Source organism: Muricoccus harenae (genome assembly GCF_009848505.1).
In the GTDB taxonomy this organism is placed as follows: domain Bacteria; phylum Pseudomonadota; class Alphaproteobacteria; order Acetobacterales; family Acetobacteraceae; genus Roseomonas; species Roseomonas harenae.
The window spans coordinates 1-20,407 of the sequence record NZ_WWDL01000043.1 but is presented as its reverse complement, the minus strand read 5'-3'; the positions used below and the strand labels follow the sequence as shown (position 1 = coordinate 20,407).

Sequence of the window (20,407 nt, the reverse complement as noted above, 5' to 3'; positions counted from 1 at the left end):
CTGAGAGGGAGGAACGAGGATGGAGCGTGCAACGACGCGCCGGACCCTGATGGGCGCCGGTGCTGCCACGGTTCTGGGCGGTTTCGCCGGACCTCGAGGCGCCCTGGCACAGACGCTGGATCGCCCGGCGCGACTGATCATGAACTTCTCGGCGGGCGGCGTGATGGACACCGTCGCGCGACTCTATGCGGAGCGGCTGCGCGGTATCTACGCGCCGCAGGTGATCGTGGATAATCGCCCGGGCGCCGCGGCGCGCATCGGGGTGGAGCTGGCGAAGGGCGCGCCGCCGGACGGCGCCACCTTCCTGATGACGCCCGAGACGATGATGGTGCTGTACCCCTTCATCTACAGGAAGACGCTTCGCTACGACCCGCAGCGCGACTTCCTGCCCGTTACGGGCCTGTCCTCCTTCGGCTTCGCCTGGCTGGTGGATGCGAACCACCCGGCGAAGGACTTCCCTCAGTTCATCGAATGGGTGAGGCGGCAATCCGAGATCGACTATGCCACGCCGGCCGCAGGCTCCACGCCACATTTCGTCTCCGTCGCGATGGCGAAGACGCTCGGCCTCCGGCTTTCCCATGTGCCTTACCGGGAAATCGCCATGGCCTTCGCGGACCTCAACGGCGGCCGCATATCCGCCTATATGTCCGTGATCGGCACCGGCGCCGAGCAGCACCGCGCCGGGCGAATGCGCGCGCTGGCCGTGACCATGCCGTCACGTGTGCCCACTCTGCCGGATGTTCCCACCTTCGCCGAACTTGGCTTCCCGCAGCTTACGGCCGACGAGTGGTACGGCATCTTCCTTCCGGCAGGCACGCCCCAGTCGGCTGTGACCGGACTGCACGGTGCAATCGCGCAGGTGGCGTCCACGGCCGAAATGCGCGCCTCGCTGCTCCGGCTCGAGCAATATCCCGTCAACACGACGCCAGCCCAGTTTGCCGCGCGGCTGCAGGCGGAGCGTGACCGCTGGGGGCCGGTGGTGCGTGAGTCCGGCTACGAGGTCGGGGAGTGAGGGAACGGGGGACGGCGGCATGGCTGGCATTCGCGCGCATTCCAGAGCGGATGGAGCGGCTGCCGCCGTGGTAGACGACGTCACGGCTGACGGAGTTGAGGAGCGATGCATCGCCGCTGCACGATAGGGCGGCTAGCCGAGAAAGCGTGGCGCTGAGTGGTGCCGCGCTGTCCTTTGACTGCCGTATCCGCAGACTGGATCGCGTCACGCGGGCACTGAGTTCGCCGCCAGGTGACGGGCCTTGCACTTGGCCCGTGCGCTGAAGGCAGTTTGATTCACTTTCTCCCTCGGCGCCTTAGCTGCGCGGTTCCGCGCGGCATGGCGGAAGCTTGACACCAGGCCGAATGCTTCCGTAGGTTTCGTGAAACGATACACCGCATCGTGAAGCGGCAAAATGGGGCCCTCCCGGGTGGGCGGAGCCTTGCAAGGGAGGAAGATCGATCGTGCTCAGGATCACTCGCCGTGCCGCGCTCGGCGCTACTGCAACCTTTCTCTTTGCCGGCCGCGCCGGCGCGCAGCCATTGGAGCGCGTGGCGCGGCTGCTGGTCGGCTTTCCGCCGGGTGGTGCGGCCGACATCATCGCGCGGATCTATGCGGAGCGCCTTCGCGGCACCTATGCGCAGCAGGTCGTGGTGGAGAACCGGCCCGGCGCGGCCGCGCGCATCGCGCTCGACGCTACTAAGGCGGCCGCGCCGGATGGTTCGACCATGGTCTTCACGCCCGAGAGCATGCTGACGATCTACCCGCATATATATCCGAAGACGCTGCGCTATGACGGGTTGAAGGATTTCGTACCGGGAGGCGCGACCTCCTCCTTCCCCTTCGCCTTCGTGGTGGCGGCGAACCACCCGGCACGCGACTTGGCCGGCTTGGCGCAGTGGGCGCGCACGCAGCGGGACGTTTCCTATTGCAGTCCCGCAGCGGGGTCCGTGCCGCATTTCCTGGCCGAGCAGATGTCCGCGAAAATGGATCTTCGGCTGATGCATGTTGCCTATCGGGGCACCGGCCCGGCCCTGCCGGATCTTTCGACGGGGCGCCTGAGTGCCATCATGGGCGTCGTGGGCGACATGGCCGAGCAGCACCGTGCCGGGCATGTGCGGGTGCTCGCCATCTCCGCCCCGCAGCGTTTGGCGACACTTCCGGATGTGCCGACCCTTGCCGAGCTGGGTTACCCGGACCTGACCTCGCAGGAACTCTAGACGATCCTCCTGCCGGCGGGCGTGCCCGCTCCGGTGGTCGAGACGCTGGAAAAGGCCATCGCCGCGGCGTCCGGCAATCCCGAGCTGCGCGCTGCACTGGCGAAGATGGAGCAGGTTCCCGTCACGCTTGGTTCGCGCGGCATGGCCGAGCGGATCCGGACCGAGCGCGACCGCTGGGGGCCAATCGTGAAGGTCACCGGATACACGGCCGAGGAATGATCGCCTCCAGGCCGCATTCTCTTCCAGGAGTTGTGCCATGCCCCTCGCTTATGCGGATCGCGCCGCCTCGCATCCGGCGCCGTTTCCCGTGCCAGAGCCTGGCCTTACCCTCGATGAGCTGGTCGCGCGCGCGGTCGCACTGCGGCCGATCCTGCGCGAGCAGCAGGCTGAGAACGAGGTGCGTGGCACCTATGGCGCGGATCTGCACGAGGCCTTCCGCCGCGCCGGCTTCTACCGCATCACGCAGCCCAGGATGTTCGGCGGCTATGAAATGGGCCTGTCTAACTTCTACCGGGTGGTGATGGAGGTATCGCGCGGCGATCCGGGAGTGGGCTGGTGTCTGTCGCTCGGCGCATCACATGGCTTCATCGTCGCCTCGCATTGGCCGGAGGAGGCGCAGCGCGAGTTGTTCGGCCCGGATGGCGAGTTCATCGCGCCGCATCGCGCGCAGCCGATGGGCACCGTGGTGAGGGACGCGGGCGGCTGGCGCGTGAACGGTCGCTGGAACTACTGCTCGGGCATTCCCCATGCGACGCATTTCATTGGAACCGCTTTCCTGCGCGAGGAGGGGGCGTCGCCGAAGACGGTTTTGGTGGCAGTACCGCGCGGCGGCTACGAAATACTGCCGGATTGGGGTGGCGATGAGATCCTCGGCATGCGCGCCAGTGGCTCCAACAGCGTGGAGGTCAAGGATGCGCTGGTGCCGGCGCATTTCGTGATCCCCTTCGATGTCATGTTCGCCCGCCCGGGCACCATGGAGGGCGGCACGCCGGGAACGCGCCTGCATGGAAACCCGATGTATCTTGGCCGGCTGATGGGCCCCTATCACGCGTCGCTTGTCGCCGTGGTCACGGGCGCGGCCTAGGCGGCGATCGACGAGTACAAGCGCGTCTCGGAGATGATGAAGACCTATATCGATCCGGAAGTGCTGCGTGCCGACCATTTCGACTTCCAGCGCCCCTTGGGCGAGGCCCTGGCCAGGGCGGATGCGGCAGAGGCTGTCCTGATGGGTGCCGCGCAGCGCTACATGGATCTCTGCGCGCGCTGGGCGAAGGATGGCACGCCCGTCAGCATCGAGGATAATTTCCGCCTTTGGACCATGCTGCAGCAGGGCGGGCGCCTGGCCTGTGATGTGGTGGAGCCATTGTTTCACAACGTAGGTGCCTTTGCGACGAAGAAGGGCAATCGACTGCAGCGCTACTTCCGCGACGTCCAGATGTACCGCACGCATATGTCGGCACAGCACCAGGCCTTCGCAACCTATGTCGCACGTGCCCATCTCGGCCGGCCGACCGGCTTCCGCGGCCTCTGAAACGTCGGGTGGGTCGTTGATGAGGACAGAGGCGGCCTTCGATAGGAAGGGCCTCGCCGGAGCCGCAACTCTAGGTTGATCGGCACCTTTGCCAAGGGGCGGCCCGGCTCCCGCGCGGAATGGTCCCGACGTTGATGCGACGCTGGCGGCGCCTGCGCTAGGATTTCGGCGCCTGGCCGATATTCGGTAGACAGGCGGCACAAGCAAGACGCGCGGGAAGGAGATGCGGGAATGATCGAGACGGACGTCCTCATCGTCGGCAGCGGGCCTGCTGGCTCCTCCGCGGCGCTCATGCTGAGCAGCTATGGTATCCCGAACATCCTCGTGACCAAGTACCGGTGGCTCGCGGATACGCCCCGCGCCCATATCACCAACCAGCGCACCATGGAGATCCTGCGCGACCTGGGTGTGGAAGAGCAGGTTAAGGCCCAGGCGACCCCGCAGCAGTGGATGGGAAACACCGTCTTCTGCACCAGCCTGGCCGGAGAGGAACTGGGGCGTATTCGCACCTGGGGTACGCATCCTCAGCGCCAGGCGGATTACGACCAGGCCAGCCCCTCCGCCATGTGCGACATGCCGCAGCACCTGATGGAGCCGATCCTGTTCGGCAATGCCTGCGCACGAGGTACGCGGGCGCGCTTCGATACCGAGTATCTCTCGCTCACCCAGGATGCGGAGGGCGTGACGGCCACGGTACGCGACCGGCTGAGCGGAAAGGAATACCAGATCCGTGCGAAGTACCTGATCGGTGCCGATGGTGGCCGCTCCAAGGTTGCCGAGGATATCGGGCTGCCGATGGAAGGACGCATGGGCGTCGCCGGCAGCATGAACATCGTCTTCAAGGCCGATCTGTCGCGTTACGTCGCCCATCGGCCGAGCGTGCTCTATTGGGTGCTGCAGCCCGGCTCCAATATCGGCGGCATCGGCATGGGGCTGGTCCGTATGGTGAGGCCATGGAACAAGTGGCTGATCGTCTGGGGCTACGACATCAACCAGCCTCCGCCGGAGGTGGACGACGCCGTGGCGACGGAGGTGGCGCACAAGCTGATTGGCGACAGCTCGATCCCGGTCGAGGTCACCTCCACCTCCGTCTGGACCGTGAACCACATGTTCGCGACGCGCTATGCCGAGGGACGCGTCTTCTGCATGGGGGATGCGGTGCATCGCCATCCGCCCTCCAACGGGCTCGGTTCCAACACCTCCATTCAGGATGCCTACAACCTCGCCTGGAAGCTGGCCCTCGTGCTCAAGGGGCAGGCCGATCCGTCGCTGCTCGGCAGCTATGACGCGGAGCGGGCACCGATCGGGCGGCAGATCGTCACGCGGGCCAACCAGAGCATCGAGGAGTTCGGCCCGATATTCGGCGCGCTCGGCCTGCTTGACGGCCGCGGATTTGCGCAGATGCGTGCCAATATGGAGGCACGCAAGGCCACTACGCCCGAGGCCGCCGAGCAGCGTGAGGCGCTGCGCCGGGCCATTGCCTTCAAGGATTACGAGTTCAACGCCCATGGTGTTGAGATGAACCAGCGCTACCGCTCGGCCGCCGTGGTGCCGGACGGCACGCCGGAGCCGGAATGGCAGCGTGACCGGGAACTCTACTACCACCCCACCACCTGGCCTGGCGCGCGACTGCCGCATGTCTGGCTGGGCAATGCCGGCCGGCAGGTCTCGACACTGGACCTTGCGGGGAAGGGCCGTTTCTCGCTCTTCACCGGGGTGAACGGTGCGGCCTGGGCGCAGGCGGCCGCAGATGCTGCGGAACGGACTGGCGTTCCGGTCGAGGTCTTCGTGATCGGGCCTGGCCAAACCTATGAGGACCTGTTCGGTGATTGGGCCATGGCGCGGGAGGTCAGCGAAAGCGGCTGCGTCCTTGTCCGTCCAGACATGCATGTGGCCTGGAGGGCTCAGGATGCCACTAGGACGGAGGGACTGAGCGAAGCCTTGCTAAGGCTACTGGGCCGTGCGGCGCCGGTTCAGGTGAGCCAGGCAGCCTAAACTGGCGCTTCCCGCCGCTACGCCGCGCCCTCTGGCAGGGCGGCGTTCACGTCGGCAGGCCGGCGGCCTTTAGGATCGCATCGCGGCAGCGCGACAGCTCCTCCCGGAGCGTCGTGAGATTGGCTTCGAAGCGGGAGGTGGGCAGCAGGATGGAGATGGCGTAGCGCGTGCCGGAGGCATCCACGAGCCGGGCCGCAACAGAGGAAATCCCGATCGCGGTGCCTTCATGATCGGTGAGGATGCCGGACTGCGCAGCCTCGGTGAGCTCCGTGAAGAGGGCCTTTACGTTCGTGATCGTATTCGGCGTGCGGGCCTCAAGCGGCTGCGGCAGCATCGCACGGACCGTCGTTTCCGGTAGGCCGGAGAGCAGTGCCTTTCCTTCCGCGCTGCTGTGCAACGGCCAGGTGGAGCCGATGCTTGCAGTTAGACGGACCGCCTGGGTGGGAGGCGTCACGATGGCGATCACCACAACCTTGCCGTCCTGCAGAACGGTCATGGCCACCGATTCCCGGGTTGTCCAGGCCAGCTGTTCCAGGTGCGGGCGCGCCAGCCCGACCACGTCAATGCGAATGGAGGTGGCCAGCCGCGCGAGCAGCGGACCGAGGCGCACGCCGCCCTGAAGCGGATCCACCATCACCATGCCCTCGACGCAGAGCGCGTCCACGATCCGCTGGACTGTTGGTCGCGGCAGGCCGGTGGCCTTGGCGATCTGTCCGAGGCTGATGCCGGCCGGCTGGCCTTCCAATGCTCTCAGCACGGCGGCCGCCCGCGAGATCAGCTGCATGCCTGTCCGGGTCTCGGTGACCTCAGCGGGCGCCGGCGGACCTTTTTGATTGAGCGTCGTCATGGCCTCCGCATTGCAGGCTGGAGGAGGTTTGTGAAGTGGAGATGCACCCCGGGTTCCTGCCGCCAAATCCTGCTGCGGCGATGAAAATGCTTCGCCATGACGCGTTCCAGGGGTTGGGGAGGCGGGGCATGTTGAAGAAGTCGAGCCGCGGCTTCTGAGGGGGCCAGGGAAAATCTCCAGGGGGCGCCTCATGCGGCACGGTAGCCGCCTGCTCCACTCCGGCAACCGCGTTCCCTGCATGGCGTTGCCATTCTTCCGCGGGCCCGGGTGGTTGGAGCGAGTAGCTGGTTCTGATCAGCATCGACTGCCTTGGGACTGGGAAGCCGCGTCGGAATGTTGCCATTCCCGCTGCGGAGATCGGCACAGGGGATGTAGTCAGCGCATGAACGTGATCCTCCCAGGTGGCCGGGACACCAATCCGCAGGCGCTTTCCGCCCGCTACCGGGCAGTTCGCGCCAGGACGGAGGCGCTCGCGGCGCCGCTGTCGGCCGAGGACCAGGTGGTGCAGTCCATGCCCGATGCGAGCCCAACCAAATGGCATCGGGCGCATACCACATGGTTTTTTGAGACCTTCCTGCTGCTCCCCCTCCTGCCAGGGTACTGGCGGGTGCGTGAGGAATATGGCTTCCTCTTCAACTCCTACTATGAGGCGGCCGGGCCGCGGCATGCCCGGCCGCAGCGTGGCATGCTGACCCGTCCCAGTTGCTCGGAGGTGGCCGATTATCGCGGGGCCGTGGACGAAGCCATGGATGAGCTTCTGCGCGACCCGCCGCAGCAAGCCCCCGTCCTGGTTGAGCTTGGCCTTCAGCACGAGGAGCAGCATCAGGAACTATTGCTGACGGACATCTTGCATGCGCTGAGCACCAATCCTCTCCGTCCAGCCTACGAGCCAGGATGGCGGGAACCCGAACCCGCCGGGCCGGTCCGCATGCTCGACGGACCGCCGGGTATGGCAGAGATTGGCCACGATGGAAGCGGCTTCGCCTTTGACAGCGAGACCCCGAGGCACCACGCCTATCTCGCGCCCTACCGGATCGCGAGCGGGATGGTAACCAATGACGAATGGCTCGCCTTCATGGAGGCCGGCGGTTACGGCGAGCCGCTTCTGTGGATGAGCGACGGCTGGGCCGCCCGCCATGCCGAAGGCTGGGAAGCGCCGCTTTACTGGGAGCGCCGCGGCGACAGCTGGATGCAGTTCGGTCTCGGCGGGCTGAAGCCTGTCGATCCCGCGATGCCGGTGCGCCACATCTCCTGGTACGAGGCTGACGCTTTTGCCCGATGGGCGGGCAGGCGCCTGCCGACCGAGGAGGAGTGGGAGGCCGCCGGCGCACTGCCGGCCTTCGCCGAAGCCGAGGGCATTGCATGGCAGTGGACCGGCAGCCCCTATCGCCCCTATCCGGGTTTCCGCCCCTGGCCGGGTGCCGTTGGCGAGTACAACGGCAAATTCATGATCAACCAGATGGTGCTGCGCGGCGGGTCGCAGGCGACGCCGCCCGGTCATACCCGCCGCAGCTATCGCAACTTCTTCCCCCCGGGGGCTCGCTGGCAGTTCAGCGGAGTGCGGCTGGCGGAGGATGCCGCGTGAGCGGCGCGGTTTCGCGCAATCCCGACGAAGCACAGCGGGTTGCGCTCACCGCCGACGCCCTGGCCGGCCTCTCCGCTGCGCGGAAAACGCTGCCCTGCAAGTGGCTCTACGACGCCGAGGGCGCAGCGCTGTTCGAGGCGATCACCCGTCTTCCGGAATACTACCCGACCCGGACAGAGCTGCAGATCCTGCAGGATTCGGGCCAGGAGATTGCGCGCGCGGTGGGCCCTGGGGCGGCGGTGGTGGAATTCGGTCCGGGGGATGGGGCCAAGGCGGTTGAGCTTCTGGGCGCCCTGTCCGCTCCGGCGGCTTATCTGCCGGTGGATATCGCCCCGGAATGGCTGGAGGCCGCGGCCTCGCGGGTGGCTTCGGCTTTCCCGGGCTTGCGCGTGCGGCCGGTGGTGGCGGATTTCACGCATCCTTTCGAACTGGCAGGGCGAGCCGATGGCAGTGTGAGACTGCTTGGCTTCTTTCCTGGATCGACGATCGGCAATTTCGAGTCGGATGACGCGGTGACCTTCCTCCGCCGCACCCGCGGCACGCTGGGCTGCGGTGCCCACATGCTCCTGGGTGTGGATCTGGTGAAGGAGGCAGGGCTACTGGTAGCCGCTTATGATGATTCCGCCGGCGTGACGGCCGCTTTCAACCTGAACCTTCTGGCCCGACTCAACCGGGAGCTGGGTGCTGATTTCGACCTCTCGGGCTTTTTCCATCGCGCCATGTGGAATGCCGACAAGGAGCGGATCGAAATGCATCTGGTAGCCCGGCGAATGCAAACCGTCTCGCTGGCCGGGCGCAAATTCCGCTTCGCATCAGGGGAGACCATTCACACGGAGAGCAGCCACAAGTATCGGCCAGAGCGGCTGCGCGCGATGGCTGAGGCAGCCGGTTGGCGCGCGGCGGACATGTGGACCGATCCCAAGGGCTTGTTCTCGGTATGGCTGCTGGCGGATTAGCATCCAAGGCGAGCGACGACCCTGCACAGGGTCTCAAGTTCGATGGTGCTGAGGCCTGGATCAACAGAGGGGGGGGCGTTTCTTAGATCTCGCTGCGCCGGAGCAGGTAATCCAAGCCGCCAACGCGGAACCATTGATAGCGGTAGGGTTATACTGGCGTACCCGGCAATGTGAGCACCAAGCTGGTCGCCAGCTCGATGTGCCGACGGTCGACCTGCATCATGGGCGCGCGGCGGCACCGGCTTCCGCGATCACGGAGCTACATCAGTTCTGCGGGACCAAAGGCGTCGAACACCATGTTTCGCTGCTTCCCCGTCAGGCGCCAAAGGTCGAGCTCAGCGTGATTGCGGAGGAAGGTTGCCCATTCAGCTGTCGCCGGCCGCGTCGCGTTCAATGCCTTCACTAGCAGTCGGCTATCGGTGCTCGCGAGGGCGTAAAAGAGCTTATGGCTGACCATGAAATTGAACATTATGAGCATGCGGGCACGTCCGCCCCGAAGTATCCCATGCCCGTCTTGGGCAACATACTGGCCTCTGCGAGCATGATGGCGTCTCCACGGCGTCATTGGAGAAATGCGCGGCCGCTGCGCAGAATGTCGCACCATTCGATCGGCCTGGTGACCGATGCCGGCCGCTCGATGGCTACAACCAATCGGTGGAGAAGCTCGAGGGATTGCCGAAGCTCCCCTCATCCTTCCTGATTCTTCGGCTTCAGCCTGCTGAGCACATAGAGCGTGAGGACGGTGAACAGGCAAAGCACCGCGGCGACGTCATAGGCGGCTAGGCCCGTCGCGATGCCGATCGCGCCAGTCGCCCAGAGGCTCGCGGCCGTTGCAGTTCCATGGACCTCCCCGCCTCCCTTGAGAATCGCGCCACCTCCGATGAAGCCGATGCCGCCGATGATCCCCTCGATGACGCGCGCCATCCCTTCCGCCTCGCCCCGCAGCATGCCCTCGGTCGCCTGGATGAAGCCGCAGGAGGCGATCGCGACCAGGGGAAAGGTTCGCAATCCGGCGCTACGGTCCTCCTTCTCGCGGTTCCAGCCGATGAGGAAGGCAAGGCCATAGGCGATGGCAAGGTCGCGGATATGGGGAAACAAGGCGAGCTGACGAATGTTCGGCAACAGGTCGTAGGGGTCCATTCCGCCCCAACGCAGGTGGTGCTTGGCCGTTGCGCGAGCGGAAGCTGGGTTCGCGTGGCGGTGCTCCTCGTCCGGGCGAGGCACTTGCGCAGATATTCTGCCGGCGGCGCATGTAGTCAGAGTAGTAAAACATGTCATGGAAAAGCTAACCCCGCGCCGCTCAAAATCGTCCATGATGGTGAATATTACCCGGCCGCCGGAGACCTGCAGAACTAACTCTGACGGGTATTCCTTTTCGTAGTGGATCCGGCACCTAACAGGCCCCGCTATCCCAACCGCATCGGAAGGAAGCCGCGCGGGGCTGCTGCGGGAATTACAGTCACGTAGAAGAGAGGTTCCCCCGGTCCCGCTCTTGCGCGCCGGGCTGCCAAAACACAGATGGGCTCGATGCATGTGAGAGAGGATCGCCATGCGGGTGGCACTGGATTGACGAGGCCGGACGCATGAGCCAGTCGGTACAGGAGGCTCCCGCGGGCCAGGTGCTCAGCCTGAGCCGCGCGCGCGACGACAAGCTCTGGGCCGTCGTTGCTGCCATTGGCCGCAAGACGCGGATTGCCGAGATATACGCCAGCCGGGCCGCCGCCGATGCCGATCGCCAGTGGCGGGAGCAGCAGGTCCGCGCCTACGCCGGTTTCCTGCGCAGTTCGAGTATGCCGGTGCCCAACTACAGCGTCTCGCCCATCCGCCGCGCCGACCTTCCCCGTAGCTGGCGGCCGCTGCCTGCCCTCGGCTTCCTGCGCGGCCAGTTTATCTGACGGCTCGCCCTGGGCGGCCGAGCAGTTTGGGGACGTTCCCAAGGAACAGAGCCGGACCCACCGGTCAGGGGAGGGTGGCGCCACTTGATGCCGCCCAGGGAATGTCTGAACCGCCTTAAGCCGGATATTGTTCGGGTGGGCAGAGGTGAGTTTCTGACTGCACCCAGTAGCGCGGCTACATTGCCCGCTCTGTGCGCTTCTGCGCTGCACTGATCTTCTGACCACCGCTGAGGCATGCGCCAACCTGCGAATGGCTCGCGAGGGGGCGGCGCAGACGCTCGTAGTCAGCGCAGATAGCTAGTGCAGGGGCGCCGATCTCAGGAACCGCTGGCGATCTCCGGAAGTGACGCTGACTTCGAATCGGTCGCCCTCGCGCATCACGAGAAGGGGTACGTCCACACCGGCTTCGCCCAATGACCAGATCGCACGGAAGAAGCTTGCCAGATCGGTCAGCGACTCCTGAGCGACAGCCAGGATGACATCCCCCCTGCGCAGCCCGGCCCGGGCCGCCGGACCGTTGCCGGTGACGCCGATGAGAATGACCTGCCCATCGTCTGAGGTGGCCGATATCCCGAGCCAGGGGCGTGGCGGGCGGTTGGGACGACCGAGGGTGAGCATGTCATCCAGGATCGGCTTCAGCATGTCTGTCGGGACGCTCATGTTGAGCACCCTCACGCGGCCATCACCGGGGTCGTGCCCGAGTTGGATCGAGCCGATGCCGACGACGTCGCCCTTCGGTCCGATGACGGCCGCGCCGCCCCAGAGGGGATGGGCAGGCGCGGTGTAGAGAGCGTCGTCCAGCAGGTACTCCCAGTAGCCGGCGAATTCCTGGCGAGCGACAACCCGGCCTGCGATCGAACCAGAACGTCCGCCGGCACCTGCGAAGACGATCCGTTCACCGACCTGGACCTGGCTGGAATCCCCGAGTTCGAGCGCCGGCAGGTCCAGTTGGCCAAGCGCTTGGACGAGACCGAAGCCCGTGACCTGGTCGTAGGCCAGAGCATGGCCCGGTACGACGCGGCCTTGGGCTGTGGTCAGCCAGACATCCTCCGCCTCGGTGATGAGATAGCCGATCGTGAGCAGAAGGCCATTCTCGCGGATCAGAACGGCATTCCCAACACGCTCCGTCCCCAACGTCTTCGCGGTGAAGGCGTCGTCCGGGACCTGGGCCCGTAGTGTCACCAAGGCCGAGAGGGCACGATCGAGGTCATAGGCGTAGTCCTTCGGCTGCGGCCGCAGCGCAACCGGTACCGTCCCTTCATCGCCTGATCGGGCCATGGTCCACACCTCGAGTTCTGCCGTGTTCTACATCCTACCCGGCCGCGATACTCAACACCCTTGCGAGGCGTTTGGCGACACGATGCGGCGCCTGAGGGTTGCCGGAGCCTGCTGACGGAACACCAGCCCGATACCTCCAAGTAAATTCGTGTCCGGCGCGGGTACGGCCGGTGTGGGGAGCCTCCGACCACATCCCCACCGCGCCGGATCGCCTCAACGCCTCCACGCGGGGTCTCTCTTTTGGAGGAAGGCGGCCAAGCCCTCCTGCGCCTCCGGGGTGGTCGCGAGGTTGCAAAAATCCTCTACGGCATTGGCCACGCTGCGGCGGTAGTCCAGGTCGTTGGCGCGCATGAAGGCCGCACGGCCAAGGCGCATGGCGATGGGCGGCTTGGCCGCGAAGCTGGCGGCGAGGGCGTTGGCTTCCGCGTCCAGCGCATCGTCGGGAACGACGCGGCTGACGAGCCCCATGGCGGCGGCCTCCGGTGCTTCGAACCGGCGCCCGGTGAAGAGGAGATCGAAGGCACGGTGGCGGCCGATGATGCGGGGCAGGTGGGCGAAGTGGATGGCAGGGATCAATCCGAGCTCGATCTCGGGGTAGCCGAAGCTTGCACTTTCAGCCGCCAGGATCACGTCGCAGGATATGGCCAGCGTCATGCCGCCGCCGCGTGCGGCGCCGTTCACTGCCGCGATGGTGGGCTTGCCCATGCCGTATTGCACGTCGGCCAGCCCGACATAGAGGCGCTCCAGAAAGCTGCGGACCTCGAGGCCGCTCTTGCCCATGAGAATGTCGAGGTCGAGCCCCGCGGAAAAGCGGCGGGGCAGCGCACTCCGCAGGATGACGGCGCGGACGGCGTCGTCGGCGGCGGCGCGGCGGAAGGCCTCCAGGATGGATTCAAGAAAGGATACGCTGAGCGCGTTGACCGGGCCGCGAGCGAGAGTGATCTCGGCGACGCCCTTGGCCGCCTGGTAGGTAACGTCCTCGCTCATGCCGGCACCTCCGCCTCGCTCAGCGTGTGAATAGCGCCCTGCGCCGCAAGGGCGGCGATGGCCTCGTTGCCGTCGCCCAGGGCGCAAAGGACTCCGGTAGCGTGCTGGCGGTGCAGCGCTGGCGGGCGCTGGCCGCTGCACGGGGCGCCGTTGAAGGCAATTGGGAATTCCGTCTGTGGCATCGGCCCGAGCACCGGATGGTCGGTTTTCAACACCAACTGGCGGCTGGCGAGTTGTGGATGGACCAGGGCTCGGTCCAGCGGCTGGATGGCGGCGCAGGGTACTCCGGCCGCGCTCAGCGCGTCCAGCCAGGGCGCCACCGGCCGCGGGGCAATCCGCTCCTCTTCCGGGCGTGCCGTCTCCGCAAGATTCGCCACTCGGGTGACGTTCGTCGCGAAGCGGGGATTCTCCGTCAGGATTGCGAGCTCCAGCAGGTTGGAGAGGCGCTGCCATTGGGCATCGTTGCCCGCACCAATCATCAGGCTACCATCCGCCGCGTCGGACTCCCGCGAGCGTCTGCCACAGGGCGTGGTACCAACGTCGGCGGGGCTGAAGTTGCTGAACCATGCGCGGGACCTTCTCGCCCGGGCGGCGATCGCACAGGATGACCTGCGCGGCGCGGCGGCCGAGCCGATGGGGGAGGTCACGGCGGGCCTGCCCCAATCAGTCGCCGCCATGTTGACCCTGCCACTGCTGAGCCGCGTGCTTGAGGAACTGCCGCAGGTGAACACCTCAAGGCAGGAATGACGTTAGGGGCTTCATGCACGAGCATCCGACGGCCGCTTGGCGGCACAGCCACACCTTCGGGCAGGACCGTCCTCGATCCGGCGAGCGCCGGACGTTGGTTGTGCTGCTGCTTACGGCCGCCACCATGGTCGTGGAGATCGCGGCCGGGTTGGCCTTCGGCTCCGTGGCGCTCCTTGCGGATGGGCTGCATATGGGATCGCATGCGGCCGCCCTCGGCATCAGTGCCTTTGCCTACGCCTATGCCCGCCGTCATGCGGCCGACCCGCGCTTTGCCTTCGGCACGGGCAAGGTCAATGCGCTGGCTGGCTACACCGGTGCCGTCCTGCTGGCCGCCTTCGCGCTGGCCATGGTCTGGGAGAGCGTCGCCCGGCTGCTCGATCCGGTACCCATTGCTTTCGGCTGGGCTATCGCGGTCGCGGTGCTTGGCCTCGTTGTCAACGCAGCTTCGGTGCTGATCCTGGATGCTCACGACCACCATCGCCACCACCACGGGCATGATCACGGGCACGATCATGATCATCACGCCCACGGGCAGGACCATCATCACGGCGACGAACACCACCATGGGCGGGAGCATGACCTGAATTTGCGCTCGGCCTACCTGCATGTCCTGGCCGACGCCCTCACCTCGGTGCTGGCCATCGCCGCTCTGCTGGCTGGCCTGCTCCTCGGCGCCTGGTGGATGGACCCGCTGATGGGGCTCCTTGGTGCCGTCCTCGTCACTCGCTGGTCTTGGAGCCTGCTTCGGGACACAAGCCGCATCCTGCTCGACCACCAAGCGCCCGAGGCGGTCCTGCGATCCGTGCGGGACGCCGTCGAAGGCGCCGACGACAACCGCTTGTACGATCTGCACGTCTGGTCCGTGGCGCCTGGCACCTATGCCGCTGCGATCGGTGTCGTTACGCACGCGCGGCGACCTGCGGGGCACTACAGGGCGCTTATCCCGGCCGGGCTCAACATTGCCCATGCCACCATCGAGGTGCAGGAGTGCCATGAGGTGCCGCTTCAGGATTGCGGCGCGTCCAGTAGCGGCAACACGACGGCATCAACTAACCCGAGCTCGACTCACTCGGGTGATATAGCCGAACGTCGTGATGTTGTCACATCCACGCTGAGGACGCGACGGTGGCGGAGACTATCAAGCCATTCCCGCCCGCCGTTCAGGAGTCCTCCCTCGGTCTTGCGGCAGAGGGCGCCTTGAACATGCTCGTCATAGCTTCCTGTATCTGGCTTGGCGTCCAGGGCGACAAAGGAAGCCAGGTCCGGAGCATCGCTTCGGGTGTGAGGTTCAGGACGGCATCGCTCATCTGTTGTCCCATCTTCGCCATGGCTGCGTCCTGAATGGGCTTCACCTCGGGAAGGCCAAAGAAGTGCCTGGCTTCCTCCGGGGTGCAGTCGATCTCGATGGTGAACTTCACTCTGTCGTTTCCTCCAGTTCTGGATGTGCAGGACACGCCAGGGCCGGAGCATTTTCCTGCCGGGCGCTTAGGTCAGTCTGGCACTTGTCACCGCCCTGCATCCCGGCCGGCCTCCGTCCCGGGGCAGAAGGAGCCGCTGGCATCTCCGCCAGTGTCCGACAGGTTCCCTTGCCGCCGGGGGGGGCTGATGATGCCAGTGACGTGGGCGCTGGGCACAAGAAGATAATTTGCTCTTTGCGAGCGATCAGCGGGGACGACATGCCGCGTTCCATGGAACTACGTTGTCCGAGATGGCGTCTGCGACTGCCCGGCTACGGCGGTGCTGAAGATCAGGCCATACGTATTGCTGGGCCGGCGCTGGGCAGCCCCGGCTGGATGACGACGGGCAAGGAAGGCTGCCGGCTCGGTTGGAGCTCACGGAAGGGCAAGAGTGCGACAGCCGGTGATCCTGCTCACCTCCCGGCCAGCAGGATCAGGTATCCAGAGCAGCGACATTCTCGCGCCTGAAGATCGCGCCGTGCTTGCGGCGGAGCGAGACGGCGATGAGCCCCCAAGCTTAGCACTTCATGGCCACGCCCGGAGAGGCCTCGTCTATCAGTAGGCCGGGCTGTCTTCTGTCACTGACACATGCGCTGAAACAACCTTCCAGCCCACATCCGGAAAGCGCACCCAGGACTGGCTCTGCCGCCCCGGCATCTCCCGCCCGCGCATGTCGAACTCCAGGTTCACCGTCGCGATGTCCCGCCTGATGGTGGTAATTACCAGGCGCCGGCGGCCGGTCTTGATGCCGGGCCCCGGTGGGCGGCGCACGCGGTGCGCATGGATTTCGTCGAAGCCGTACCCGTTCTCGTGGATGGCGTAGCGGATGGTGTGCGGTGAATTCCAGAAGGTGGCGTCCAGCACTGCCACGTCCTTCTCGGCAAGCGCCCGCTCGTAGCGTTCGAACAGCGCGCGCACCTCCTCGACAATCTCGGGGATATTCACTTCCATGATGCAGTCTCCATCGCGAGTGCTGTCCGGCCAGGAGCGTGTCCGCCCCGCGCGGCGATCAGCGAGAGTCCAACCGGACACCCCTGCCTCGCGGCGCCAGGAATGCTCACCTGCGGATGGACCGCAAGTCCAACCTGCGCGCAGAGGTACAGGAATTCGTCGCGGGTCGGGGTTAGCTCGGGCAACAGGGAGCCCCATCAAGGGCGCAGGGAGGGGCGTGGTCCGCATGCCAGCACCGTTCCGGCGGCAAGAGCCCTAGCCCTGCGTCGCGCCGGACCGTGGCGACGTCCGATGGCGATTTCGGCGAGCTCCACTGCTCCAGCCTGCAGGTTCGCCAGCCGCACGGACCCGCCCGGTATGGGTAGTCCGCTCGCGCGCTACAGGTGAATGTGGCTGCGGTCACAAGACTCCGGGAAGCGTTCGGCAAGGATGCGGTTTTGCGCCACCCGCTCCACGAAGCCGAAAGGGCCGGCGCGGATGGGGTGCAGCCCGACGCCTAGCCGTCTGAACCACTAGGTCGTGCCAACCACCTAACCATCGGAGCAAGGACTAGGCAGCACTGGCGGGGTGGATCATCCTTCCCACCGAGAACGCGATGACGGAGCCCCACTGATGGACGACACTGCTCTGGCCAGCATCAAGGCGCTGGGAGCCGAACTGACGGCGATCCGGCGGGACATCCATGCCCATCCGGAGATGGGAATGGAGGAGGTCCGCACCTCCGCCCTTGTAGCTGAGAAGCTTCGCGGCTGGGGGCTGGAGGTGACGGAGGGCGTCGGCAAGTTCGGCGTGGTTGCCACGCTGAAGGGGCGCGGGCCCGGGCAGCGCGCTATCGGGCTTCGCTGCGACATGGATGCGCTGGCCATCGAGGAGGCAACGGGCCTGCCCCATGCCTCCACCAACAAGGGCGTTATGCACGCCTGCGGGCATGACGGGCACACGACCATGCTGCTGGGCGCCGCGCGCTATCTGGCGGAGAACCGGAACTTCGGTGGCACCGTGCAGTTCATCTTCCAACCCGCCGAGGAAGGCCGCGGTGGCGCCAAGGCGATGCTGGCGGATGGGCTGTTCGAGCGATTTCCGGTCGACGCGGTTTATGGGCTGCACAACGATCCCCAACTCCCGGTGGGTCATTTCGCCACCCGCCCGGGCCCTGCACTGGCGGCTGCCGATGGATGGGTCGTCACCTTCCGTGGTACAGGCGGCCATGGCGGGGCGGCGCCGCATCTCTCGACGGATGTTACGGTGCTGCAGGCGCAGTTCGTCCTTGCGCTGCAGACGATCGTGTCGCGCAACATCGCAGCCATTGATTCCGCGGTGATCAGCGTGGGTGCCATCCACGGCGGCTCGCTATCCTCCACGAATGTTATGCCGGCCGAGATCGTGGTCGGCGGCACTGCCCGGTCCTATATGCCGGCGGTACGAGAGACGATCGAGCGGCGGATGCGCGAGTTGGCAGAGGGGCTCGCCGCATCCTTCGGCTGCAAGGCAGAGCTGGTTTATCGCCGCGGCACGGATGCACTGGTGAACCATGCCGAGCAGACGGAGGCTGCGCTTGCCGCCGCCACTGCGCTGGTCGGGGCAGCACAGGTGAACGGAAAGGCGGATCCGATTCTAGGGGCGGAGGATTTCGCCGGGATGCTGGCAGCGCGGCCAGGTGCCTTCGTCTTTATGGGGAATAGCGGTGGGGGAGCCAGCTCCAAGGGGCTGCACACGCCGAATTACGACTTCAACGATGACGCCATTCCCTACGGCGTCGGCTATTGGGTCAGCTTGGTCCACCAGGAGCTTGGCGGACTGGAGCGCTGAGGCCACTCGCGGGAGGGGCATCTCCCCCCCCCCCAGCGGCTTCAGGCCGGACGGACGTCCTGGGCGAGGGTCATCTCGTCGGCGCGCGGCGTATGCTTCAGGCCTTGGCGCATCGCCCAGACATTCTTCTGCACATGCAGCGGAACCCAGGCGAAGTCCTTGGCGGCGATGCGCGTTGCCTCCTGCATCAGGGCCTCCCGCGCCTCGTCGTCCGCTGTGCTCATGGCGCGTTCCAGCGCGGCATCAAACTGCGGGCTGGAATAACCGGTGCGGTTCACTGTGCCCCAGCCCTTCTCCAGGTTTCGCGTGCCCAGCAGGCCGCGCAGGCCAGAGGATGGCTCCCCGCTTGAATTGGCCCAGCCGCCGAGTGAGATGCTGGTGTCGTTGCGCGCGTTGCGTTGTGAAACGACAGCGAAGGGCATGGTGTCGACACGTGTCTTCACGCCGATGCGCGCCCACATCTGACCTATGCTCTGCGCGATCAGGGCGTCGTTCACGTACCGGTCGTTGGAAGCGACGAGAGTGACAGTGAAGCCTTGGGGATAGCCGGCCTCGGTCAGCAGCTTCTTCGCGCGGTCTGGATCGAAGGCGGGCGGGGCGATGTCGGGCACGTATCCATAGGTGCCGGGGGGCATGAGCTGCCCCGTCGGGATGGCGGCACCCGACATGATCCGATCCGCAATAGCGGCCCGGTTGATGGCTATTGAAAGCGCCTGGCGCACGCGCAGGTCTACCATCGGGTTGCGTGTCATTGGCTCCCCGTTCGGCCCGGCGACGTAAGGCGTCTCCGGGCGGAAATCGGTACGGAGATATACGGAGCGGAGGCCGACCGTGTCCGAGATCTCGATGCGCGGCTCACCGCGCAGGCGTGCGATGTCACCGGTCGGAACTGCGTCAATGAAGACGACGTCACCAGCTTTGAGAGCTGCCACTCGCGCACCGTCATTGGAGATCATGCGGTAGTTCACGCGCTGCCAAGCCGGCTTCTCGCCCCAATAGCCGTCGTTGCGCTCGAGCTCCACCCGGTCGCCAGAGCGGAAGGCGACGAAGCGGAAGGGACCTGTGCCGATGGCGTTCTTGCCGCTGTTGAAGTCTCCTGTGGAGGGATTTGCGCCCAACCCATGCCATATGATTGCGACCTGTGACATGTCGGCAGGCAGGAGCGGGTAGATGCCGGCAGTCCGCATGCGGATGACATGAGGGCTCACGACCTCCATGCTTTGGACCGCCTTGGTGAAGACGGCGAAGGAGCCGGGGCTGTTCAGCACGCGCGGCACGCGGTCCATGGTGTAGGTTACGTCGGCCGCAGTGAAGGGTTCGCCATTGTGGAAGTTTACGCCTTCGCGGAGCTTGAACTCCCAGGTGGTGTCGTCCACCAGACGCCAGGATTCTGCGAGGCCTGGAGTGAGCCGGCCCTGCGCATCGCGATGCACCAGATTGTCGAAGATATGAGCGGCGAGCGCATTGTTCGGCGTCAGCGTGTAATAATGCGGATCGATAGAGCTCGGTGGTGCGCTGACTGCGAGATCGAGGGTCCGGGGAGTTTGCGCAAAGGTAGGCGCGGGTAAGGCAGGCGCCAATGCCGCGCCGAGGATCAACCGGCGGGACAGTCCGAGCGTGGGCAGCTGAAGCATGACCTATCCTCCTCCGGCGCAGGAGGCGCCGGGTTCGCGACCAGCGCCATTCCCCCTTCGCATGACTGCACCAGCGCTGAGCACGCCTTGTCAAGAACTGCCGGAAGCTCTGCGGCGGCGACTTTCTACCGACATGCCTGACTGTGCTCCGCATTGGCAGGCCCAGCGATGCAGGAACAGGCGGCTCCGCGCGGCCGCCGAATGATGCCGCCGCCATTCACCGTCACTCCGACGGCCCCCCCTGAAATGTGGAACAGCGAAGCCGATTGAGCCTTCAAGCCCGTGCCCCTAGTCTTACTGTGTCATTTTACTCGGTCCTTCCTATATGTGGGTCATGGCGAGAGAGATGGAAGGGGCTGCGGGCCTTCGGCGCGGCGAGGCGCGGTTCGCGGTTTATTTGGGTGAGATCTCGGCGGTGTTGCGTCATGCCAGCCGGGCTGCGGCGGCGCGTGCGTACTGTACGGGGCTGCTGCTGCCGGGCGCCCGCAAGAGCGTGGAGCCCATGGCGGCCCGGATCGAGCCTG

General features: G+C 65.9%; 22 protein-coding genes. 13 read left to right on the top strand and 9 right to left on the bottom strand.

The annotated features are described in order from the left end of the window. Positions 1-19: 19 nt before the first annotated feature. From GSE44_RS22555 to GSE44_RS22530, 6 genes are all read left to right on the top strand, one after another. A complete protein-coding gene (locus tag GSE44_RS22555; RefSeq protein WP_159351091.1) occupies positions 20-1,012 on the top strand; it encodes a Bug family tripartite tricarboxylate transporter substrate binding protein in 993 nt (330 codons plus the stop codon). Positions 1,013-1,455: 443 nt separating this feature from the next. Further along, positions 1,456-2,211, top strand: a complete 756-nt coding sequence (locus tag GSE44_RS25905) for a tripartite tricarboxylate transporter substrate-binding protein (protein ID WP_159351090.1) — start codon at positions 1,456-1,458, stop codon at positions 2,209-2,211. Positions 2,212-2,244: 33 nt separating this feature from the next. After that, positions 2,245-2,430: a hypothetical protein gene (locus tag GSE44_RS26570; RefSeq protein WP_159351089.1), complete on the top strand. Its 186-nt coding sequence runs from the start codon at positions 2,245-2,247 to the stop codon at positions 2,428-2,430. A 37-nt stretch (positions 2,431-2,467) separates the two neighbouring features. Next, positions 2,468-3,295 (top strand): acyl-CoA dehydrogenase family protein, encoded by an 828-nt coding sequence (locus tag GSE44_RS22540; RefSeq protein WP_159351088.1) that lies wholly within the window; start codon positions 2,468-2,470, stop codon positions 3,293-3,295. 36 nt (positions 3,296-3,331) lie between these two features. Next, the gene (locus GSE44_RS22535; protein WP_235925072.1) at positions 3,332-3,742 is read left to right on the top strand and encodes an acyl-CoA dehydrogenase family protein; all 411 of its coding nucleotides are present in this window, start codon (positions 3,332-3,334) and stop codon (positions 3,740-3,742) included. 231 nt (positions 3,743-3,973) lie between these two features. Continuing rightward, positions 3,974-5,737 carry an FAD-dependent oxidoreductase gene (locus GSE44_RS22530; RefSeq protein WP_159351086.1) on the top strand — a complete coding sequence of 588 codons (1,764 nt, stop codon included), beginning with the start codon at positions 3,974-3,976 and terminating at the stop codon, positions 5,735-5,737. Between the two features lie 46 nt (positions 5,738-5,783). Here the strand turns inward: GSE44_RS22530 and GSE44_RS22525 are convergent, their stop codons facing one another. Next, positions 5,784-6,650: an IclR family transcriptional regulator gene (locus GSE44_RS22525; RefSeq protein ID WP_159351085.1), complete on the bottom strand. Its 867-nt coding sequence runs from the start codon at positions 6,648-6,650 to the stop codon at positions 5,784-5,786. A 316-nt stretch (positions 6,651-6,966) separates the two neighbouring features. On the opposite strand from GSE44_RS22525, the gene egtB reads away from it, so the two are divergent. Beyond that, entirely contained in the window at positions 6,967-8,169 is a 1,203-nt protein-coding gene (gene egtB, locus GSE44_RS25405) for an ergothioneine biosynthesis protein EgtB (protein ID WP_201306195.1), read from the top strand. Continuing rightward, on the top strand, positions 8,166-9,125 hold the full coding sequence (gene egtD / locus GSE44_RS25400; RefSeq protein ID WP_201306194.1) for an L-histidine N(alpha)-methyltransferase: 960 nt from the start codon (positions 8,166-8,168) through the stop codon (positions 9,123-9,125). The genes egtB and egtD overlap by 4 nt, the downstream gene beginning before the upstream one ends. Positions 9,126-9,384: 259 nt before the next feature. Here the strand turns inward: egtD and GSE44_RS26815 are convergent, their stop codons facing one another. Both GSE44_RS26815 and GSE44_RS22510 read right to left on the bottom strand, forming a co-directional pair. Then, positions 9,385-9,603, bottom strand: a complete 219-nt coding sequence (locus tag GSE44_RS26815; RefSeq protein ID WP_159351084.1) for a hypothetical protein — start codon at positions 9,601-9,603, stop codon at positions 9,385-9,387. Positions 9,604-9,812: 209 nt separating this feature from the next. Next, positions 9,813-10,349, bottom strand: coding sequence for an MgtC/SapB family protein (locus GSE44_RS22510; protein WP_235925071.1), 537 nt, complete (start codon positions 10,347-10,349; stop codon positions 9,813-9,815). A gap of 359 nt (positions 10,350-10,708) precedes the next feature. Here GSE44_RS22510 and GSE44_RS22505 point away from each other — a divergent pair, with 359 nt between their 5' ends. Continuing rightward, positions 10,709-11,020, top strand: a complete 312-nt coding sequence (locus GSE44_RS22505; protein WP_159351083.1) for a hypothetical protein — start codon at positions 10,709-10,711, stop codon at positions 11,018-11,020. A 297-nt stretch (positions 11,021-11,317) separates the two neighbouring features. On the opposite strand, the gene GSE44_RS22500 is transcribed toward GSE44_RS22505, so the two are convergent. From GSE44_RS22500 to GSE44_RS22490, 3 genes are all read right to left on the bottom strand, one after another. After that, positions 11,318-12,298, bottom strand: coding sequence for a S1C family serine protease (locus GSE44_RS22500; protein ID WP_159351103.1), 981 nt, complete (start codon positions 12,296-12,298; stop codon positions 11,318-11,320). 213 nt (positions 12,299-12,511) lie between these two features. Then, positions 12,512-13,285: an enoyl-CoA hydratase/isomerase family protein gene (locus tag GSE44_RS22495; protein ID WP_159351082.1), complete on the bottom strand. Its 774-nt coding sequence runs from the start codon at positions 13,283-13,285 to the stop codon at positions 12,512-12,514. Then, entirely contained in the window at positions 13,282-13,881 is a 600-nt protein-coding gene (locus GSE44_RS22490; protein ID WP_268893690.1) for a CoA transferase, read from the bottom strand. The genes GSE44_RS22495 and GSE44_RS22490 overlap by 4 nt, the downstream gene beginning before the upstream one ends. On the opposite strand from GSE44_RS22490, the gene GSE44_RS22485 reads away from it, so the two are divergent. Beyond that, positions 13,814-14,032 carry a hypothetical protein gene (locus GSE44_RS22485; protein ID WP_159351080.1) on the top strand — a complete coding sequence of 73 codons (219 nt, stop codon included), beginning with the start codon at positions 13,814-13,816 and terminating at the stop codon, positions 14,030-14,032. The two genes, GSE44_RS22490 and GSE44_RS22485, sit on opposite strands and share 68 nt — an antisense overlap. Before the next feature lie 13 nt (positions 14,033-14,045). Then, positions 14,046-15,233 (top strand): CDF family Co(II)/Ni(II) efflux transporter DmeF, encoded by a 1,188-nt coding sequence (gene dmeF / locus GSE44_RS22480; protein ID WP_159351079.1) that lies wholly within the window; start codon positions 14,046-14,048, stop codon positions 15,231-15,233. Here the strand turns inward: dmeF and GSE44_RS22475 are convergent. Both GSE44_RS22475 and hpxZ read right to left on the bottom strand, forming a co-directional pair. Continuing rightward, entirely contained in the window at positions 15,193-15,450 is a 258-nt protein-coding gene (locus tag GSE44_RS22475) for a DUF6489 family protein (RefSeq protein WP_159351078.1), read from the bottom strand. The two genes, dmeF and GSE44_RS22475, sit on opposite strands and share 41 nt — an antisense overlap. 594 nt (positions 15,451-16,044) lie before the next feature. Continuing rightward, positions 16,045-16,440 (bottom strand): oxalurate catabolism protein HpxZ, encoded by a 396-nt coding sequence (gene hpxZ, locus GSE44_RS22470; RefSeq protein WP_159351077.1) that lies wholly within the window; start codon positions 16,438-16,440, stop codon positions 16,045-16,047. A gap of 612 nt (positions 16,441-17,052) precedes the next feature. Between hpxZ and GSE44_RS22465 the strand changes: the two genes are divergently transcribed. Beyond that, on the top strand, positions 17,053-18,249 hold the full coding sequence (locus GSE44_RS22465) for a M20 aminoacylase family protein (RefSeq protein ID WP_159351076.1): 1,197 nt from the start codon (positions 17,053-17,055) through the stop codon (positions 18,247-18,249). Positions 18,250-18,290: 41 nt separating this feature from the next. On the opposite strand, the gene GSE44_RS22460 is transcribed toward GSE44_RS22465, so the two are convergent. After that, entirely contained in the window at positions 18,291-19,883 is a 1,593-nt protein-coding gene (locus GSE44_RS22460; protein ID WP_159351075.1) for an ABC transporter substrate-binding protein, read from the bottom strand. A gap of 346 nt (positions 19,884-20,229) precedes the next feature. Here GSE44_RS22460 and GSE44_RS22455 point away from each other — a divergent pair. Further along, the coding region (locus GSE44_RS22455; protein WP_235925076.1) for a transposase at positions 20,230-20,407 on the top strand (178 nt) is incomplete at its 3' end.

Excerpts from the sequence above, each read along its gene's own strand:
- GSE44_RS22555 (WP_159351091.1), top strand. The coding sequence starts at position 20 with ATGGAGCGTGCAACGACGCGCCGGACCCTGATGGGCGCCGGTGCTGCC.
- GSE44_RS22540 (WP_159351088.1), top strand. The coding sequence starts at position 2,468 with ATGCCCCTCGCTTATGCGGATCGCGCCGCCTCGCATCCGGCGCCGTTT.
- GSE44_RS22535 (WP_235925072.1), top strand. The coding sequence starts at position 3,332 with ATGAAGACCTATATCGATCCGGAAGTGCTGCGTGCCGACCATTTCGAC.
- GSE44_RS22530 (WP_159351086.1), top strand. The coding sequence starts at position 3,974 with ATGATCGAGACGGACGTCCTCATCGTCGGCAGCGGGCCTGCTGGCTCC.
- egtB (WP_201306195.1), top strand. The coding sequence starts at position 6,967 with ATGAACGTGATCCTCCCAGGTGGCCGGGACACCAATCCGCAGGCGCTT.
- GSE44_RS26815 (WP_159351084.1), bottom strand. The coding sequence starts at position 9,603 with ATGCTCATAATGTTCAATTTCATGGTCAGCCATAAGCTCTTTTACGCC.
- GSE44_RS22505 (WP_159351083.1), top strand. The coding sequence starts at position 10,709 with ATGAGCCAGTCGGTACAGGAGGCTCCCGCGGGCCAGGTGCTCAGCCTG.
- GSE44_RS22500 (WP_159351103.1), bottom strand. The coding sequence starts at position 12,298 with ATGGCCCGATCAGGCGATGAAGGGACGGTACCGGTTGCGCTGCGGCCG.
- GSE44_RS22495 (WP_159351082.1), bottom strand. The coding sequence starts at position 13,285 with ATGAGCGAGGACGTTACCTACCAGGCGGCCAAGGGCGTCGCCGAGATC.
- dmeF (WP_159351079.1), top strand. The coding sequence starts at position 14,046 with ATGCACGAGCATCCGACGGCCGCTTGGCGGCACAGCCACACCTTCGGG.
- hpxZ (WP_159351077.1), bottom strand. The coding sequence starts at position 16,440 with ATGGAAGTGAATATCCCCGAGATTGTCGAGGAGGTGCGCGCGCTGTTC.
- GSE44_RS22465 (WP_159351076.1), top strand. The coding sequence starts at position 17,053 with ATGGACGACACTGCTCTGGCCAGCATCAAGGCGCTGGGAGCCGAACTG.
- GSE44_RS22460 (WP_159351075.1), bottom strand. The coding sequence starts at position 19,883 with ATGCTTCAGCTGCCCACGCTCGGACTGTCCCGCCGGTTGATCCTCGGC.